The organism is Haloferax denitrificans ATCC 35960, assembly GCF_000337795.1.
Lineage (GTDB): Archaea > Halobacteriota > Halobacteria > Halobacteriales > Haloferacaceae > Haloferax > Haloferax denitrificans.
Genome location: NZ_AOLP01000019.1, coordinates 392,181 through 409,104, shown reverse-complemented (window position 1 = coordinate 409,104; position 16,924 = coordinate 392,181). Strand labels below are relative to the sequence as shown.

The following is a 16,924-nucleotide window of genomic DNA, read 5'->3' as shown; positions in this document are numbered from 1 at the left end:
GACTTCTCCCCGCGACTCGATGGTTGCGCGTCGCGTCGAGCGCCGCCGCTGGCGGGCGAATAACCGAAAATCGAGTCGTTTCGTCCGGGTCGAACCGTCGTCCGGCGCGGGCGTCCGAATCGGTTCTCAGACGAGGCCGAGGTTCTCCTCGGCTTCGAGGAGTTCGTGGTAGCGGTTGCGGATGGTGACCTCGGAGATGTCTGCCACGTCGCTGACGGCGGCCTGCGTCGTCTTCTCGTTGGTGAGGAGCGCGGCGGCGTAGACGGCGGCGGCGGCGAGGCCGACCGGCGACTTACCCGAGTGGACGCCCTTCTCCTTGGCGTTCTTCAGGAGCTGGCGCGCGCGCATCTTCGACTCGTCGGAGAGGCCGAGCTCGCTGGCGAACCGCGGGACGTACTGCTCGGGGTCGGCGGGCTTGACCTCGAGCGAGAGCTCGCGCGCGATGTAGCGGTAGGTGCGGGCGACCTCGCTCTTCTCGACGCGCGAGACCTCCGCGATTTCGTCGAGCGAGCGCGGGACGCCGGCCATGCGGGCGGCGGCGTAGGTACACGACGTGGCGACGCCCTCGATGGAGCGACCCGGAAGCAGGTCGTCGTCGAGCGCGCGGCGGTAGATGACCGACGCCGTCTCGCGGACGTTCTCGGGGAGGCCGAGCGCGGACGCCATGCGGTCGATTTCGCCGAGCGCCTGCTTGAGGTTGCGCTCTTTCGAGTCGCGGGTGCGGAACCGCTCGTTCCACTTGCGGAGCCGCTGCATCTTCTGGCGCTGGCGCGCGCCGAGGGAGTTGCCGTACGCGTCGCGGTCGCGCCAGTCGATGTTCGTCGACAGGCCCTTGTCGTGCATCGTGTTGGTCGTCGGCGCGCCGACGCGGGACTTCTCGTCTTTCTCGCGGGCGTCGAACGCGCGCCACTCGGGGCCGCGGTCGACGGAGTCGGCGGTCACGACGAGGCCGCAGTCGTTACAGACTGTCTCGCCGTGTTCGTCGTCGGTGACGACGTGACCGCCGCACTCGGGGCACTGAAGCGTGTCGCCCTTCGTGTCTTCCTGTTCGGTCTCGGCCTCCTGTCGGCCGTTCTGCGTGTTTCGTTCCTGCTCCTGTGCGCCGGGGTTTCGGGTCCAGATTCGTTCACTCATGGATACGACGGCGGGTGCTCCGGGAATGGGTGGTTAGAGGCGGCTAGAACCCGGATGCTGTCCGTAACACCAGCAACCGCAGACGACCGCATAAATGGTTTGGTATCGCTTTCGGCGAGCGGCGGCGTTTCCCCGTGTGAGGCCGTCGCACGGCCGATTGAGGTTCGTGATGGATTCGGCGGCTCATCGGCGGTTCACCGGTTGCTCACCGGCGGCCGGCGACGCGATACATACTTCTGTGAAGCGACGTTGCTACGACTACGCATGGCCGCGAACCCTCGCGTCGTCTCGCTCGCGCCGAGCGCGACGGCCGTCCTCGACGCCGCCGGTCTCGACGCCCACGTCGTCGGGGCGACCGTTCACTCGCCGACCGACAAGCCGGTCGTCGGCGGCTGGCTGAACCCCGACTTCGACCGGGTCGACGAACTCGACGCCGACGCCGTCTGCACCTGCGACGACCTCCAGTCGGACGTCGCGGCGGCGGCCCGCGACCGCGGCTACGACGTGGTCCACGTCGCGCCCGCGACGCTTGCTGAGGTGTTCGACTCGTTTCCCGTCGTCTGCGACGCCGCGGGCGACGCCGGCGCGGGCGCGACGCTCGCGGAGGACTGCCGCGACCACCTCGCCCGCGTCGCCGACGCGGTCGCCGGCCGCGACCGCCCGACCGTCTACTGCGAGGAGTGGGCCGACCCGCCGATGGCCGCGGGCAACTGGGTCCCCGACCTCGTCCGCGCCGCCGGGGGCTCGGCCCCGCTCGTCGCGCCCGGCGAGCGGTCCGCCGAAGTCGACCCCGAGACCGTCGCGGCCGCCGACCCCGACCACGTGATTCTCCACCCCTGCGGGAAAGGCGAGCGCGGCGACCCCGAGGCGTTCGAGGCCCGCGGGTGGAACCTCGACGCTTCGGTCCACGCCGTCGACGACTCGCTTCTCAACCAGCCGAGTCCGGCCGTCGTTTCCGGCGTCGACCGCCTCGCGCGGCTGTTGCACCCCGACGCCGACCTCCCCGAGCCGTGGGAACCTGCGACCGCGACCCCGACCGAATCCGACGAAGGGAAATAACCGGGCGACGCGCTTCCGACATGGACATCGCGGTCGGAAGCGGCAACCCGGTGAAGCGGCGCGCGGTCGAACGAACCTGTCCCGACGCCTCCGTGGCGGCGGTCGTCGTCGACTCCGGCGTCTCCGAACAGCCGACGGGGAACGACGAGACCATCGCGGGCGCGGTCACCCGCGCGGAGCGGGCGCTCGACGCCGGCGACTACGACTTCGGCGTCGGCATCGAAGGCGGCGTTGCGACCTTCTCGGCCGGTGACGGCACGGACGAGACCGACCTGTACCTCGTGATGTGGGCGGCCGCGACCGACGGCGAGCGCGTCGGCCGCGCGGCGGGGCCGAGCCTCCCGCTTCCCGCCCGCATCGCGGACCGCATCGACGCGGGCGAGGAGCTCGGCCCGGTGATGGACGACGTGCTCGGCACCGACGACATCGCGAAAAACGAGGGCGCGGCGGGCGTGTTCACCGGCGGCAGACTCACGCGCACTGACGCGCTCGAAGCCGCCGTGACGGGCGCGTTCGCGCCGTTCCGGTGCGACCTGTACTGACTTCCTTCACTCCGATTCGGCGAGTTCGCGGTCGCGGTCGCGCACGTCCGCGCTCTCTTCGACCGCGGTCGTCAGCGAGACGTTGAGCGACAGCATCGAGGCGACGCCGCCCACGACGGTGACGGCGTTTTTGACGGCGTGGTCGAGGACCGCCGCGGCGAGCGCGGCGGCGGGCGTGACCGGCGCGAGCGCGGCCATGAACACCGTGAAGGCGATTTCGTACAGGCCGACGCCGCCGGGCGACAGCGGAAGCACCTTCGCGAGGTTGCCGACGCTCACGGCGAAAAACGAGACGCCGACGAGGACGACCGGGTCGATGTCGACGCCGAGCGCGAGCAGGACGACGACCGCGGTCACCACGTCGACGGTCCAGATGGCGAGGCTCGTCAGGCCGACGCGACCGAAGGCGGCGCGGTTGCCGGCGACCGCCTGCAGGTCGGAGACGAACTGCTCGATGACGCCCGCGACGAGTTCGACGTAGGAGTCCGACGAGAACCGGCCGACGAACGCCCGGACGACGTTCCGGTCCGCGCGGGCCGACAGCGCGATGCCGAGGACGCCGAGGATGGCGACGACGCCGACGCCGGTGGCGACGTAGGCGACGGTGCGCACGTCGTTGGCGGACACGTCGACCGAGCCGCCGCTCACGCCGGTCGCGAGCACCGTGGCGATGTCGTCGAGGCCGCCGGTCGCCGCGAGGCCGACGAGGACGACGCCCGCGAGCCCCGCGATGGTGAGCAGGTCGAAGACGCGCTCGACCGCCAGCGACGCGAAGCCCGAGGGGTACGGGATGTTCCGGCGCGCCTTCACGACGTAGGCGCGCACGGCGTCGCCCGCGCGGGCGGGGAACACGAGGTTCCCGGTCTGACTGATGAATATCGCCCCCGTGAGGAAGCTCGCCTTCTCGCGATAGCCGAGTTCGCCGAGGATGTCGCGGTAGCGAATCCCCCGGAGCGGCCACGAGACGACGTAGATTACCGCGGCGGCGGCGACGAGCGCGGGGTCGGCCTCGCCGAGCACCGAAATGACCTCCGAGGGGTCGATGTACAGCGTCATCAGCGCGAGCGCGAAGACGGTCAAAAGCAGGCCGGCGGCGATGGTCACCCGGCGGGTGATGCGCGGCCGGACCGTGAGTTGCCACCACGTCCGGAGAATCTGGCTCCCCATCCCGAGGATGTCGCGGACGAGGTCGACTTTCGTGTCGCCTTTCGGCTCCCAATCGACGGGGAACTCGGCGACGCGGAAGCCCGCGCGCTGGGCGCGGACGAGCATCTCCGTGTCCCAGAACCAGTGGTCGTCTTCCACGTCGTCGCGGAGCGCCTCGAACGTCTCGCGGCTGAACGCCTTGAAGCCGCACTGGTGGTCCCGGAGGTCGGAGCGGAGGAACAGGCGGACGAGGCCGTTGTAGACGCGGCTCGGAACGCCGCGTTTCGGCGGGCGGTCGGCGACGCGGTCGGGCATCCAGCGCGACCCGGTGGCGGCGTCGTACTCGCCGGAGCGGACGCGCTCGACCAGCTCTTCGAGGTGGCGCATGTCCGTGGCGAGGTCCGTGTCGAAGTAGACGAGCGTGTCGCCGTCGGCGGCCTCGAAGGCGCGTTCGAGCGCGCCGCCGCGGCCGAGCCGGTCGTCGCTGTGGTAGTGGCGAATCCGGTCGTCCTCGGCGGCCAGCCGGTCGGCTATCTCCGGCGTCTCGTCGTCACAGCCGTCTTCGGCCACGATGACTTCGAAGGCGTCGGCGGGGAGGAACGATTCGAGCGTCTCGACGGTGACGCGGACCGTGTTCTCGATGGTCCGCGCCTCGTTGTAGGCGGGGAGGACGACGCTCACTTCGACGCCGGCCGCGGTCGCGGCGGCCGGGCGTCGTTCTGTCGGGCGACCCATTGTCGTCGTATGGCCGCTATCCGCGTATGAATTTTCTGTCTTGGAGTCGTTACGCTCCGCTTAGACGGACAGTTCGGAACGCTCGGGCGTTCGACGGCGTGCCGGTCGCCTCCGACTGTCTCCCCGTTGATGTGTCCGCGTCGCGTGGCTGTTAGGCGACTGTACCTGCGACGGCGCAGTGGGGCCGTTCCGACGGCTCGTTTTCGGCGAAAACCGCAAGACAGCGACGTGTTAAGCTCCCGTACCAAACCCCTGATAGTCGTCTCGTCTCTCTGTGTAGGTATGAGCACGACCGCCTCCGCCGCCGCGGTCGAGGGCGAGGCCCTCGACACCAGACCCAGCCTCTCGGAGAAACAGCGCCGCATCCTCGATTACCTCCGCTCGAACGCCGGCGCGAAGACGTACTTCAAGTCCCGCCTCATCGCCGACGACCTCGACCTCTCGGCGAAGGAGGTCGGCGCGAACATGCGCCCCATCCTCGACGGCGACTTCGACGTGACCGTCGAGAAGTGGGGCTACTCCTCCGGCACGACGTGGAAGGTGACCGTCTGAGCCCCCGCTGACGCTTCACTCAGGCCCCGCCGCACGCCGCCTCCGGCGTGCACTCCGGCGCGTTCCCCCTCGCGCCACCCCTCCCGGAACGCCGTCGTCTCCCACCCCACGTCGTTCCATCCCGCTTTTTCGGGTTTTCTCGCGTCCCAGCGCCGCCGCTGAGTGTTCCGAACCGACGGAGAAGCGCCGGCACCGACTCCCCGACTCTCGCCCCGGTCAGGGGGTCAGGGGTCGAACCGGATGAGTTCGGCCGCGTCGTCGGCGAACGCCGCGGCGTCGGAGCTGAAGGAGTCGGCGTGGCGAATCAGGAGCGTGATGACCGTCTCGGGGTTGCGGACCGCGTAGCCGTCCTCCCGGGAGAGGAGGCCCACGGCGTCGAGTTCCTTCGCGTAGGTGCTCACCGTCGCCCGCGAGACGCCCAGCCGGTCGGCGAGTTCGCTCCCCGTCGCGTCGGGGTCCCGAAGCAGGTGGACGAGCATCCCGCGCGGCGTGTCGCGGCGCAGATAGCCGAGGGCGACCTGCTCGAACTCCGAGAACCGTCCCGCGGGGAAAAACCGCTTGTAGTCGCCGTCGCGGCGGACTTCGAGGGTGTCGTCGTCGACGAGGTTCCGGAGGTGGTACTGCGTCTCACCGGTACCCAACTGGAGGTCGTCGCGGACCTTCGAGAAGTGCGCGCCGGGCGTCGACGCGACGTAGCCGACGATGGCGTCTCGCGCGTCGCTCGACCCCGACGAGTCGTCGTCGCCGTCGTCGCCGCCCCCGAGGCCCACGAGCGGCGTGGCGGCCCCGAGCGCGGCGAACCGACGGAGGGTCGCGCGCTTGTCTTCGTCTACCCGGCGATTCGACATCTACTCCCACATACGAGACGGCGCGGAGAAAAGAGCTTCGGCATTCACACCCGTCCGAATCCGGGACGGTCGGTCGATGCGACTATTCGAGGTCCTTCTCGAAGGACATCTCGTTTTCGTCGTCGTCGTCGCCGTCGGCGGCCGGTTGGCCGTTGCCCGCGGAGTTCGCGTCCGCCGACTCGTCGGCCGCGGCGTCCGCGCCCTCGCCCTCGCTTTCCGCGACGACCTCGTCGGACGACTTGATGGGGGTCTCGCTCTCGTCGGCCTCGGCGATGACCTCGTCGGGCGACTTGATGTCGTTGACCTCCGCGCCGGCCTTGATGGCCTCCGCCTCCTGTTCGAGCTGTTCGACGTCCATCTCGGCGGCCTGGTCTATCTGCCCGAGAATCTCCTCGATGTCGTCGAGGCCGATGAGCTCGCGGGTCTCCTCGTCGAACTGCTTGCTGGAGAGGCCTTCCGTGTCCTGTACGTCGGAGCCGGTGAGCTGTTTGCCGTAGCGACCCACGAGCGAGGTGAGTTCCTGCGGGAGGACGAACGTCGTCGACTCGCCCTGTCCGATGCGTTCGAGCGTCTCCATCCCCTTGTCGATGATGGCGCGTTCGCCCATCGACTCGGCGGACTTCGCGCGGAGCACCGTCGAGATGGCATCACCCTGCGCTTCGAGAATCTGCGACTGCTTTTCACCCTGCGCGCGGATGATGTTCGACTGCTTTTCACCCTCGGCCTGTTCGACGGCGGAGCGGCGCTCACCCTGCGCTTCGAGAATCATGGCGCGGCGGCGGCGCTCGGCGGAGGTCTGCTGTTCCATCGCCTGCTGGACGTCGGCGCTGGGGTTGACCTCGCGGACCTCGACGGACTCCACGCGGACGCCCCACTCGTCGGTCGGCTCGTCGAGTTCCTTGCGGATGCGCGCGTTGATTTCCTGGCGCTTGTTGAGCGTGTCGTCGAGTTCCATGTCGCCGAGGACGGCCCGGAGGGTCGTCTGGGCGAGGTTGGAGACGGCGCGCTTGTAGTCGTCGACTTCGAGGAACGCCTTCTTGGCGTCCATCACCTTGATGTAGACGACGGCGTCGGCCGTGACCGGCGAGTTGTCGCGCGTAATCGCTTCCTGCCGGGGCACGTCGAGCGTCTGGGTCCGCATGTCGAACGCGTAGGTCCGAGAGACGAACGGCGGGATGAAGTTGATACCCGGTTCGAGGAGCCGTCGGAACTCCCCGAACACCGTGAGCGCCTTCTTCTCGTAGGCGTCCACGATTTCGACCATCTGGTACACCGTCACGATGGCGAGGACGAGCACGAGGAGGCCGGCGACGACGCCTCCGATACCCAGCCCCGCCTGGAGGGCAAGTAGGTCCATAAGCCCGCCTTGGGTTGGCAGAATGATAAGTATTCGTGTGGCCCGGCCGTCACGTCGGACGGTTTCGGGGGCTGTGGCGCTCAGTCGCACCCAATCGGGACCGCCGACGGCGGTCAGACGCCTTCCGTGCCCTCCCGTTCGAGTTCTTCGTCCCGTTCCGCGGACTCCTCGCGTCGTCGTCGCGCCCGCTCGCGGGCGAGTTCGCGGTCGATTTCGTCCTCGCCGGGGCCGACGCCCTCGACGGTCACGACGTTGCCGCCGCCGGGGTCGACGACGACGACCTCGCTTCCGACTTCTAACTCGCCGTGGACCGACCGGGCGGCGTAGTACGGGTTGAACCCGCCCTCGTCGAGTTTGACCTCGCCGCTGGTCGGCGTGACGCGCTCCGTGACGCGCCCCATCTTGCCCGTCAGCGCGTCCGAGTCGCTCGTCTTTCCTTCTCCTTTCCCGCCGTAGATGTCGAGCTCTCGGTAGCCGTAGAGCGCGAGCGCGCCGAAGACCAACACGAGCAGGCCGAGGGCTATCGGGCCGGCGAGCGGCGCGATGAAGAGGCCGACCAGCCCCGCCGCGAGGAGGGCGACGCCGAGGACGACGAAGTGCGCGCCGGGGGCGATTGCCTCCGCGAGCGACAGGCCGAGCCCCGCGAGCACGAGCAAAAGCGGGAGCGTCTCGGGACTGACGAGACCGGTCTGTAACGGGAGCGGCGGGTATGCCATACCGGGTCTAGGGCCGTCGCCCGATTAAGGATTGAGGGTCGAACGCGGCGCGGGTTCGGCTGGGGCGGACGTTCCCCGCTCAGTCCTCGTCGTTCGGGTCGGTCGAGACCGACCGGTCGTGGACGAACGCCACGGTGTCCTCGCTCGTCGGCCGGACGAAGACGGTCCCGGTGGTCGCGTTCGTCGGCACGGAGAAGACGGTCCAGACGTGCGCTCGCTCGTCGGGGGCGAACAGCCCGCCGTTGCGGAAGCCGGTCGCGTTCGACAGCGGTTGGTAGCCGTAGCTGACGCCGTCGGTCTCGAACGCGAGCGCCGACTCCGGGAGCGTCCCCGGCGCGTCGCCCCCGGCCGTGGCGTTGAGCCCGATGACGACGAACCGCTCTCCCTCCGGCGCGGCGTACGTTCGATTGCCCACCTGAAGCGTGTCTGTCGTCCGGGCGTTCCACCGGGCGACCACGTCGGCCGAGTCGGCGCTCGCACTGGAGAGCGCGGAGACGGCGACGCCGCCTTCGTCTCCGCCGCCGCCGCCGCCGGTCGGCCCGCCGAGTCCGTCGACCATCGGGCCGAGCACGGCGACGAAGCCGAGCGCGAGCACGAGCAACAGCACGGCGACCACGACGACCCGAACGCTCGGCGGCGACCCCGATTTCAGGTCGCCGACCGACGACGGGAGTCCGTCGCGGAGGGTGTTCCCGACGGACTTCCAGCCGCCGCTTCTGCCGTCTCCGTCACCGCTACTTCCGCTTTCGCCTCCGCCTCCGCCGCTGTCGCCGCCCCCACCGTCGCCGCCGCGGTCACCGAGGAGTCTGGCGAGCCGTTCGCGCGCGGCGGCTATCGGGAGCGACGCGAGCGCTTCTTCCACCGGTTCGGGCAGGTCGAACGGCAGGCCGAACTCGACTTCCGCCGTCTCGAACACCTCGCCGTCGGTGTACTGCTTGACGGTCTGTTCGAGGCCCTCGTCGGCGACGGTCTCGCCGAGTTCGTCGCGGTCGAACAGCGTCACGTCGTGGCTCGTGGTGAACCCGCGGACCGCGTCGGCGAACTCGCCTTGGGTGGCGACGACGACGGTGTCGACGCCGCGCTTTTTCGCGTGCGCGACGAAGCCCTTGACGTGCTCGGTTTCGACGGTCATCTCGACGGCCGGGAGCACGAGCATGAGTCCCTTCGTGCCGTCGCCGCGCTGGCCCTGTACGAGGTATCTCCCCTCGCCGCGGGGCTGGACGTTCGTCTGCCAGTTCCGCTGGGTCCAGAGGTCCGCGAGGAACCGGACGAACTTCGCCGGGTCGAGTTCGACGAGTCTCGTCACTGTTCGCGTCCCTCCGGGTCGGGCGGGGCGGGTCGTCGGTCGTGTCCGCGTCGTCGGTCGTGTGTCATCTTGTCGTCTCGGTGTTCGTCCCGGCGGCGGCCGGTTTCGGCGGCCGCGCGACGACCGGGAGGGAAGCCGTCGCGGCGGCCGAGCCCGTCCCGGCGCGGCCCCGTCGGCGTCGGAGCCCGGGGCGCCGCGGGGAGAATCGACGCGGCGACCGACGCGGAGGGTGCGCCGTGTCGCTCGCTTCGCCCGTCCCGGTCGGGTGGTTGGCGGTGGTTTCCCTCGGGGTCACATAAATCAACAGTCCCGATTATCAAAACGGAAAGTCGGAGACGGAGCGGCGGCCGACCTCAGCGGTTGCGACGAGTCGCGGTCGGCGTCCGGCGGGTCGCTCAGAACGCGCCCGGGAACACGGTGACGACGATGAGGCCGACCGCGAGAAGGACGCCGATGAGGACGAACGCGACGTTCTCGGCCCGCGGCGACTCGGGCTCGATGGGGAGTTGTTCGATCTCGGGTTCGTCGTCGATGATGCCGTCGGGACCGACGTCGTCGACGCCGAAGCGCCACTCGCCGTCGCCGTCAGCGTCGCGGTCGTCGTCGGCCTCGGGAGAGGGTGCGCGGGACATCGATTCGTGGGTAGGCGTCGAGGCGGGAAAGGGCTACCGCACTCCTACCGGCTGTCGCGGTCGTGGTTGATGACGTCGCCCTCGTAGACGATGCCGCGCTCGGCGTGGAGCGTGACGGTCGCGCCCTGCGCGATGGTCTTCGGAAGCGGCGCGCCCGACACCATCGGGATGTCGAGCTCGCGCGCGACGAGCGCCGGGTAGCCGGTCATGCCCGCGCGGGCGTCGACGATGCCGGCGAGCTTGTCGGCGTCGCCGTCGAACTCGCCGTCGAACTCGGCCGACAGCGCGAGAATCGCGCCCTCGGGGACGTCCGTGAGGTCGCCGTCCTCGGTGCGGTAGAGGGGGCCGGCGACGCGGCCGCTGACGATTTTCCGGCCCGTGGCGACGGGCTCGGCGGCGACGTGGACCTTGAGCATGTTCGTCGTGTTCGTCCCTTCGAGCTCCGTCATCATGCCGGAGAGGACGACGATGGTGTCGCCGGACTCGGCGACGCCGGCGTCGAGCGCGGCGGTGACGGCGTCGTCCATGACGCCCTCGACGCTCGGGCTGTAGTCGGCGTACTGCGCCGAGACGCCCCACGAGACGGCGAGCTGGCGGCGCGTCCGGTCGTTCGGCGTGACGGCGACGACGGGGACGCCGGGGCGGAACTTCGCGGTCTTCCGGGCGGTGTAGCCGGACTCGGAGACGGCGACGACGGCCGCGGCGTTCACGTCGCGGGCGAGGTAGCGCGCCGAGCGGGCCAGCGCCTCCGTGCGGGAGCCCTCGTCGGCGGTCGGGACGCGCTGTTCTTGGCTCTCGTCGTACTCGGGGCTGGCCTCGACTTCCTTGACGATGCGGGACATCGTATCGACGACGCGGATGGGGTGGTCGCCGACGGCGGTCTCGCCCGAGAGCATCACGGCGTCGGTGCCGTCGAGGACGGCGTTGGCCACGTCGGACGCCTCCGCGCGGGTCGGGCGGCGCGAGCGGACCATCGAGTCGAGCATCTCGGTCGCGGTGATGACCGGCACGCCCGCGGCCTGCGCTTTGCGGATGGTGCGCTTCTGGATGATGGGCACCTCTTCGAGCGGGCACTCGACGCCGAGGTCGCCGCGGGCGACCATCACGCCGTGGGCCGCCTGGATGATTTCGTCGAGGTTCTCGACCGCGCCGGCGCGCTCGATTTTGGCGATGATGGGAATCTCCGCGCCGAGGTTCTCGAGGGTGTCGCTGATGGTGTAGACGTCCTCGGCGTCGCGGATGAACGAGGCGGCGACGTAGTCGACTTCCTTCTCCGCGGCGAGCTTCAGGTTCTCGTAGTCGGAGTCGGTGATGAGGTCGATGTCGAGGTCGACGCCGGGGACGTTCACGCCCTTGCGCGAACTGAGCTTCCCGCCGGAGACGATGGTCGCGTGGACCGCGTCGTCTTCGACGGACTCGACGGTGGCCTCGATGCGACCGTCGTCGAGGAGGATGGTGTCGCCGGACTCCGCGGCGGTGATGGAGTACGACAGTCCGACTGCCTCGGGGGTGGCGTCGTCGCCCTCGTAGAAGCGGACCTCGCTTCCGGTTTCGAGGTAGATGTCCTCGTCGATTTCGGCGGTTCGTACTTCGGGACCCTGCAGGTCGAGCATGGCCGCGAGCGGTTCGTCGGTCGCGTCGTCGACGGCGCGGATGCTGTCGATGACGTCGGACCGGTGTTCGACGTTGCCGTGGCTCGCGTTCATCCGGGCGACGCTCATACCGGCGTCGGCGAGCCCGCGAATCGTCTCTCGGTCGAACGACGCGGGACCGAGGGTGCAGACGATTTTTGCGTTTCTCATGGCACCGCCTACGAGTGACTGATAAAAAAGCCCGATGATGAACTCGGTGCCGAGTAACGGGTTCGCATACGTACCCTCTATAGTTCGCCCGTCGAACTGACCGCTCGGTCGACCTCACGCAACTATAATGGTCGTTTGGTAAATTTTCCCGTCGTATCTGACGTAGCCGGGGTCGCGGAACTCGTTTCTGTCCGTTCCCGTCCGGAGCGTCACGGTCTCGCCCCCGAGCGCCTGCCGGAACGCCGACTGTTGGTCAGGCGCGAGGTTCTGATACGAGACGGCTCCCTCGCCCTGCGGGAGGTCGTCGACTCGGGTGACGCTCAGCCTCGCTGTCCCGCTTCCGCCGCCGAGACAGCCCGTCGAGAGGACGAGCGCCGCGGCGAGCAACACGCTGACTCGCATGGCCGGCGCTCCAGCGTCGCCGTTCAAAGCCGCTCCGGTCTCGGCGCGGGATTCGAGCGCCGAACGCCGACTCAGTCGGAGACGGTCGTCCGGTAGATACCGCCGTCGTACCGGACGTAGCCGGGGTCGACGAACTCGTTTCGCGCCGCCTCGTTCGGTATCGCCACCGGCTCGTCGGTCGAGACCGCCTCCGCGAACGTCTCGCGCTGGTCGGGGTCGAGGTTGCCGAAGGCGACCGCACCCTGTCCCTGCGGGAGTTCGTCCACGCGTTCGACGGTCAGGGTGCCCGCGCCGCCGCCGGTGACCGCGGCGACGACGCCCGCGAACACCGCGAGCGCGACGACGATTCCGACCGCTTCCCGTCTTCCGATTCGCATGGGCGACGCTCGGGGGGCGGCGCAGTTAGGCGCTGTGGTCCGTCTCTGACACGGGGACGGCGTCGAGAAAAACGGCGCGTCGAAAAAATCGGGTTGTGGGTGGTCGCGTGTCGGGTCGGAGGCGGTCGCGTATCGGTCGGAGGCGGCCGTTTACTGAACTTTCGTGCCGGGGACGGCGTCGCCGTGGGTCGTCAGGATGTCGGCCTCGTCGCCCGCGGCCAACAGCATCCCGTTGGACTCGACGCCGAACAGTTCGGCCTTTTCGAGGTTGGCGACGATGATGACCTTCGTCCCGGAAAGCGCGTCGAGGTCGTGGAGCTGTTTGATGCCGGCGACGATTTGGCGCTCTTCGACGCCGATGTCGACGGTGAGCCTGGCGAGTTTGTCCGCGCCGTCGATGCCCTCGGCGGCGACGATTTCGCCCACGCGGATGTCGAGGTCCTGGAACTCCTCGAAGCTGATGCGGTCGTCGGCGATGGGTTCGAAGTCGATGTCGGCGTCGGAGTCAGCGTCCATATCGTTCTCGGCGTCCTCGTCGGACTCGTCGCTTTCGGATTCCGTCTCGGCCACGCGCGCTTCGAGCTTCTCGTTGAGTTCCTCGACGCGCTCGTCTTCGATTTTCTCGAACAGCGCCTCGGGCTCGCCGAAGGACGCCGGCGGGGCCTCGAAGGCGTCGTCGACGGCGGTGTCGGTCACGGAGCCGTCCTCGCCGAGCTGTTCCCAGAGCGCCTGCATCTTGCCCGGCGCGACGGGGAAGAACAGCACGGCGATGGCCTTCGCAATCTGGACGCAGTCGCGGATGACCTGCGCCGCGGCCTCGGGGTCCTCGTCGGTGAGCTTCCACGGCTCGTTGCGCTGGATGTACTCGTTGCCGAACTGGGCGAGGCGAACGGCGGCGTTGCCGGCCTGCCGGACGGAGTAGTCGTTGATGCCGGCTTCGAACTCGTCGATGGCCTCCTCGATGCGGGCTTCGACTTCTTCCGACACGTCGGCGTCGGGCGTCCCCTCGAAGTTGCGGTACGCGAAGAGCATCGACCGGTAGAGGAAGTTGCCGACCGTGCCGACGAGTTCGCTGTTCACGCGGTCTTTGAACTTCGACCACGAGAAGTCCACGTCCTGCTGGAAGCCGCCGTTGGTGGCGAGGTAGTACCGAAGCAGGTCGGGGTGGAAGCCCTCGTCGAGGTACTCGTCGGCCCAGACGGCGCGGTTGCGCGAGGTGGAAAAGCCCTTGCCGTTGAGCGTGATGAAGCCGGAGGCCATGACCGCGCGCGGCTCGACGTAGCCCGCGCCGCGGAGCATCGCCGGCCAGAACACGGTGTGGTGCTGGATGATGTCGCGGCCGATGATGTGGACGATGTCACCGCCGGACTCCGTCCGGCGAGCCTCCGAACCCGCGTCGGATTCGGAGACGCCCGCGTCCTTCCACGCGGCCTCCCAGTCGAACGTGTCGGCACCGACGCGCTCGGTGTACTGCTTCGTCGAGGAGATGTACTCGATTGGCGCGTCGACCCAGACGTACAGCACGAGGTCGTCGCCCTCGTCGCCGGGGTAGTCGATGCCCCAGTCCATGTCGCGGGTGATACACCAGTCCTGCAGTTCGCCCTCTATCCACTCGCGGGGCTGGTTCTGGGCGTTCGAGGTGCCTTCGAGGCGGTCGATGAACTCCTGGAGGTACTCTTGGAGGTCGGAGACCGCGAAGAACTTGTGCTCGCGCTCGCGGTACTCCGCGGGGTTGCCGGTGAGCGTCGAGGTCGGCTCTTCGATTTCGCCGGGTTCGAGGTGACGCCCACAGCCCTCGTCGCACTCGTCGCCGCGGGCGTGCGCGCCGCAGTACGGACACGCGCCCTCGACGAAGCGGTCGGGGAGCCACTGGTCCGCCTCGGGGTCGTAGGCGACCGGAATCTCCTTCTCGTAGACGTAGCCCTCGGCTTCGAGCGTCCGGACGATTTCCTGCGTCAGTTCGGTGTTCGTCTCGTCGTGGGTGTGGCCGTAGTTGTCGAACTCGATGTTGAAGCGGGGGAACGTCGCCTCGTACTTCTCGTGGTGGCGGAGCGCGAACTCCTCGGGCGTGACGCCCTCCTTCTCGGCGTTGACGGCGACCGGCGTGCCGTGCATGTCCGACCCGCTGACGAAGGCCGTCTGCTGGCCGAGTGTTCGCAGCGAGCGACTGTAGATGTCGCCGCCGACGTACGTTCTGAGGTGGCCGATGTGGAGGTCGCCGTTCGCGTACGGCAGTCCACACGTCACCACCGCTGGGTTCTCCGTGGGGAAGTCCTCGTGACTCATCTGTGTCGTGTATCTCGGAAGCGGGCCTAAAGCCCGCCGCTTCGGACGCGTCTGTCTGGCGGTGCGATATCGCCCCGAGGTTCGCCGGGTCCGACCGCCGTCTCACGTTACCGAGGCGACGGCCGAAGGCGGGTCCACCCGCGGCTAAAAGAACGCGCGCATACGCATGTTGTCGGGGAGTCCCGTCGCGGTCACACCGGTACTGAAGCCGAGCGCGCGTATAAATTGTCGGGCGCTCGGGCGACGCGAACGGCCCTCGGGGTGCTCAGGGCGCTCGCGCCGCCCCTCGACCCGCTCAGAGGAACGCCAGCGCGGCCTCGATGCCGATGACCGTCACGACGAGTCGGCCGCAGGAGCCAACGAACGTTGCGGCGGCGAACCTGAGGTAGTCGTCTTCGAGGACCGAAAACGCGTAAATCGACAGCGTGTCCGGGAAGCCCGGCACGCAGAGCGCGGCCGCGAGGCCGGCGAAGCCCCAGTTCTGCGCGATTTCGACGGCCTTGCGTTCGGTCCAGCCCATCACGTCGACCGGGAGCCGTTCGAGCGCCCGCTCGACGTAGCCCGACTCCGTCGTCTGGCGGCCGATGTGGAACGCGAAGACGCTCCCGGCGGCCTTGCCCGCGCCGCTGACGAGGATGATGACCGCGAGTTTCGCGCCGTAGGGTAGCCCGAGGTCGAGCGGGGCGGCGAGGACGATTTCGCTCACGCCGGGGAGGGCGAAGGCGATGAGAAACGAGTAGGCGAAGATGATGACTAACCCGACCCAGCCGGTGGCCGTCTCGACGAGCGACGAGAGCCACGAGAAGTCGGGGTACAGACTGACGGTCAGGTCTGCGAGCGATGCGAACGCGGTGAGAGACACACGAGAGGGTCGAAGCCAGTCGATTGTAAGCTTTCAGGTTCGGACCGGCTCAGTTGCGCGCCGGTCCCGACCGGAGGTCGTCGAGGTCCGAGAGGAACGCCCGGAGCGACTCGCGGGAGACGTGCGGCATACAGACGATGCGGAGTTCGCCGCTCGCGGTCCGCGAGATGCGCCAGCCGAGGTCGCGGAGCGACTCGAACTGCCCGTCGTCGACGCTCGCGGCGACCAGTGGAAGTTCGGGTTCGACGGCGTCGTAGCCGCGGGCGCGGAGTTCGTCGTAGAGCCAGTCGGCGTTCGCCTGCTGGCGCTCGTAGACGTCGCGGTAGCCGTCGGGCCAGAGTTCGCGCATCGCGGCGGCCGCGGAGGCGACGCCCGCGCCGCTCCGGGTGCCGGTGAGGCTCGCCTGCGACGCGGATTCGAGGTACGGCGTGTCGACCGCCAGCGAGTCGACGACCGACTTATCGCGGAACAGCAGGCCGCCGGCGGGGACGACCGCCTGCCCGTACTTGTGGGGGTCGATGGTCATCGAGTCGACCGGCGCGTGGGCGAACGACCACTCGTGGTCGGTAAAGGGGAGGACGAAGCCGCCCCACGCGGCGTCGACGTGCATCAGCGCGCCGGCGTCGTGGGCGACCGCGGTCAACTCGGGAATCGGGTCGACGCGGCCGAACTCGGTCGTGCCGGCGACGCCGGCGACGAGGACGGTGTGGTCGTCGACGGCCTCGCGGACGGCCGCGACGTTCGCGCGGTAGTCGTCGTCGACGGGGACGACGCGGAGCTCCACGTCGAGCACGTCGGCGGCCTTCTGGAAGCTGAAGTGGATGCTCTCGGGGGCGACGACGTTCGGGTCGTCGTCGCGGGCGTGGTTTCGCGCGGCCCGGATGGCCTGGATGTTGGCCTCGGTCCCGCCGCTCGTCACGTAGCCGTTGGGGGCCGAGAGGCCGGTAATCTCGCCGAGGTACGAGAGTGCGTCTTCTTCGAGTGCGGCGACGGCCTGATAGGTCGCCGGGTCGCCGGGGTTGGTCGCGAAGAACCGCTCTGCGGCCTTCCGAGCGGCCGGGTGCGGTCGGGTGCACATCGAAGAGAGGACGCGGTCGAACTCCTGCGGTGCCGCGCGCTGCATGCATCCCACTATAACCACACCCAGTATATCGGTTCCGCTCCATTG

16 protein-coding genes are annotated in these 16,924 nt (G+C 69.0%); 3 read left to right on the top strand and 13 right to left on the bottom strand.

What is annotated here, in order from left to right:
* Positions 1-126 precede the first annotated feature (126 nt).
* Positions 127-1,134, bottom strand: a complete 1,008-nt coding sequence (locus C438_RS18380) for a transcription initiation factor IIB (protein WP_004971221.1) — start codon at positions 1,132-1,134, stop codon at positions 127-129.
* A 264-nt stretch (positions 1,135-1,398) separates the two neighbouring features.
* On the opposite strand from C438_RS18380, the gene C438_RS18375 reads away from it, so the two are divergent.
* Both C438_RS18375 and yjjX read left to right on the top strand, forming a co-directional pair.
* The gene (locus C438_RS18375; RefSeq protein ID WP_004971220.1) at positions 1,399-2,193 is read left to right on the top strand and encodes a helical backbone metal receptor; all 795 of its coding nucleotides are present in this window, start codon (positions 1,399-1,401) and stop codon (positions 2,191-2,193) included.
* Between the two features lie 20 nt (positions 2,194-2,213).
* Positions 2,214-2,735, top strand: coding sequence for an inosine/xanthosine triphosphatase (gene yjjX, locus C438_RS18370; protein WP_004971218.1), 522 nt, complete (start codon positions 2,214-2,216; stop codon positions 2,733-2,735).
* A 6-nt stretch (positions 2,736-2,741) separates the two neighbouring features.
* Here the strand turns inward: yjjX and aglD are convergent, their stop codons facing one another.
* Positions 2,742-4,616, bottom strand: coding sequence for a flippase domain-containing glycosyltransferase AglD (aglD, locus tag C438_RS18365; RefSeq protein WP_004971217.1), 1,875 nt, complete (start codon positions 4,614-4,616; stop codon positions 2,742-2,744).
* Between the two features lie 282 nt (positions 4,617-4,898).
* On the opposite strand from aglD, the gene C438_RS18360 reads away from it, so the two are divergent.
* Positions 4,899-5,168 (top strand): DUF7123 family protein, encoded by a 270-nt coding sequence (locus C438_RS18360; RefSeq protein WP_004971216.1) that lies wholly within the window; start codon positions 4,899-4,901, stop codon positions 5,166-5,168.
* A gap of 224 nt (positions 5,169-5,392) precedes the next feature.
* On the opposite strand, the gene C438_RS18355 is transcribed toward C438_RS18360, so the two are convergent.
* From C438_RS18355 to mfnA, 11 genes are all read right to left on the bottom strand, one after another.
* Positions 5,393-6,016 (bottom strand): winged helix-turn-helix transcriptional regulator, encoded by a 624-nt coding sequence (locus C438_RS18355; protein WP_004971215.1) that lies wholly within the window; start codon positions 6,014-6,016, stop codon positions 5,393-5,395.
* An 82-nt stretch (positions 6,017-6,098) separates the two neighbouring features.
* On the bottom strand, positions 6,099-7,373 hold the full coding sequence (locus C438_RS18350; RefSeq protein WP_004971214.1) for an SPFH domain-containing protein: 1,275 nt from the start codon (positions 7,371-7,373) through the stop codon (positions 6,099-6,101).
* Between the two features lie 113 nt (positions 7,374-7,486).
* The gene (locus C438_RS18345) at positions 7,487-8,089 is read right to left on the bottom strand and encodes an NfeD family protein (RefSeq protein WP_004971213.1); all 603 of its coding nucleotides are present in this window, start codon (positions 8,087-8,089) and stop codon (positions 7,487-7,489) included.
* A gap of 79 nt (positions 8,090-8,168) precedes the next feature.
* Entirely contained in the window at positions 8,169-9,395 is a 1,227-nt protein-coding gene (locus tag C438_RS18340) for a restriction endonuclease (RefSeq protein WP_004971212.1), read from the bottom strand.
* Between the two features lie 395 nt (positions 9,396-9,790).
* Positions 9,791-10,027 (bottom strand): DUF7312 domain-containing protein, encoded by a 237-nt coding sequence (locus tag C438_RS18335; protein WP_004971211.1) that lies wholly within the window; start codon positions 10,025-10,027, stop codon positions 9,791-9,793.
* A gap of 44 nt (positions 10,028-10,071) precedes the next feature.
* Entirely contained in the window at positions 10,072-11,829 is a 1,758-nt protein-coding gene (gene pyk / locus C438_RS18330; protein WP_004971210.1) for a pyruvate kinase, read from the bottom strand.
* 114 nt (positions 11,830-11,943) lie between these two features.
* Positions 11,944-12,231, bottom strand: coding sequence for a hypothetical protein (locus tag C438_RS18325; protein WP_004971209.1), 288 nt, complete (start codon positions 12,229-12,231; stop codon positions 11,944-11,946).
* A 71-nt stretch (positions 12,232-12,302) separates the two neighbouring features.
* The gene (locus tag C438_RS18320; RefSeq protein WP_004971208.1) at positions 12,303-12,608 is read right to left on the bottom strand and encodes a hypothetical protein; all 306 of its coding nucleotides are present in this window, start codon (positions 12,606-12,608) and stop codon (positions 12,303-12,305) included.
* Between the two features lie 150 nt (positions 12,609-12,758).
* The gene (metG, locus tag C438_RS18315) at positions 12,759-14,894 is read right to left on the bottom strand and encodes a methionine--tRNA ligase (RefSeq protein ID WP_004971207.1); all 2,136 of its coding nucleotides are present in this window, start codon (positions 14,892-14,894) and stop codon (positions 12,759-12,761) included.
* A 295-nt stretch (positions 14,895-15,189) separates the two neighbouring features.
* The gene (locus C438_RS18310; RefSeq protein ID WP_004971206.1) at positions 15,190-15,756 is read right to left on the bottom strand and encodes a YqaA family protein; all 567 of its coding nucleotides are present in this window, start codon (positions 15,754-15,756) and stop codon (positions 15,190-15,192) included.
* A 49-nt stretch (positions 15,757-15,805) separates the two neighbouring features.
* Positions 15,806-16,879, bottom strand: a complete 1,074-nt coding sequence (gene mfnA, locus C438_RS18305; RefSeq protein ID WP_004971205.1) for a tyrosine decarboxylase MfnA — start codon at positions 16,877-16,879, stop codon at positions 15,806-15,808.
* Positions 16,880-16,924 lie beyond the last annotated feature (45 nt).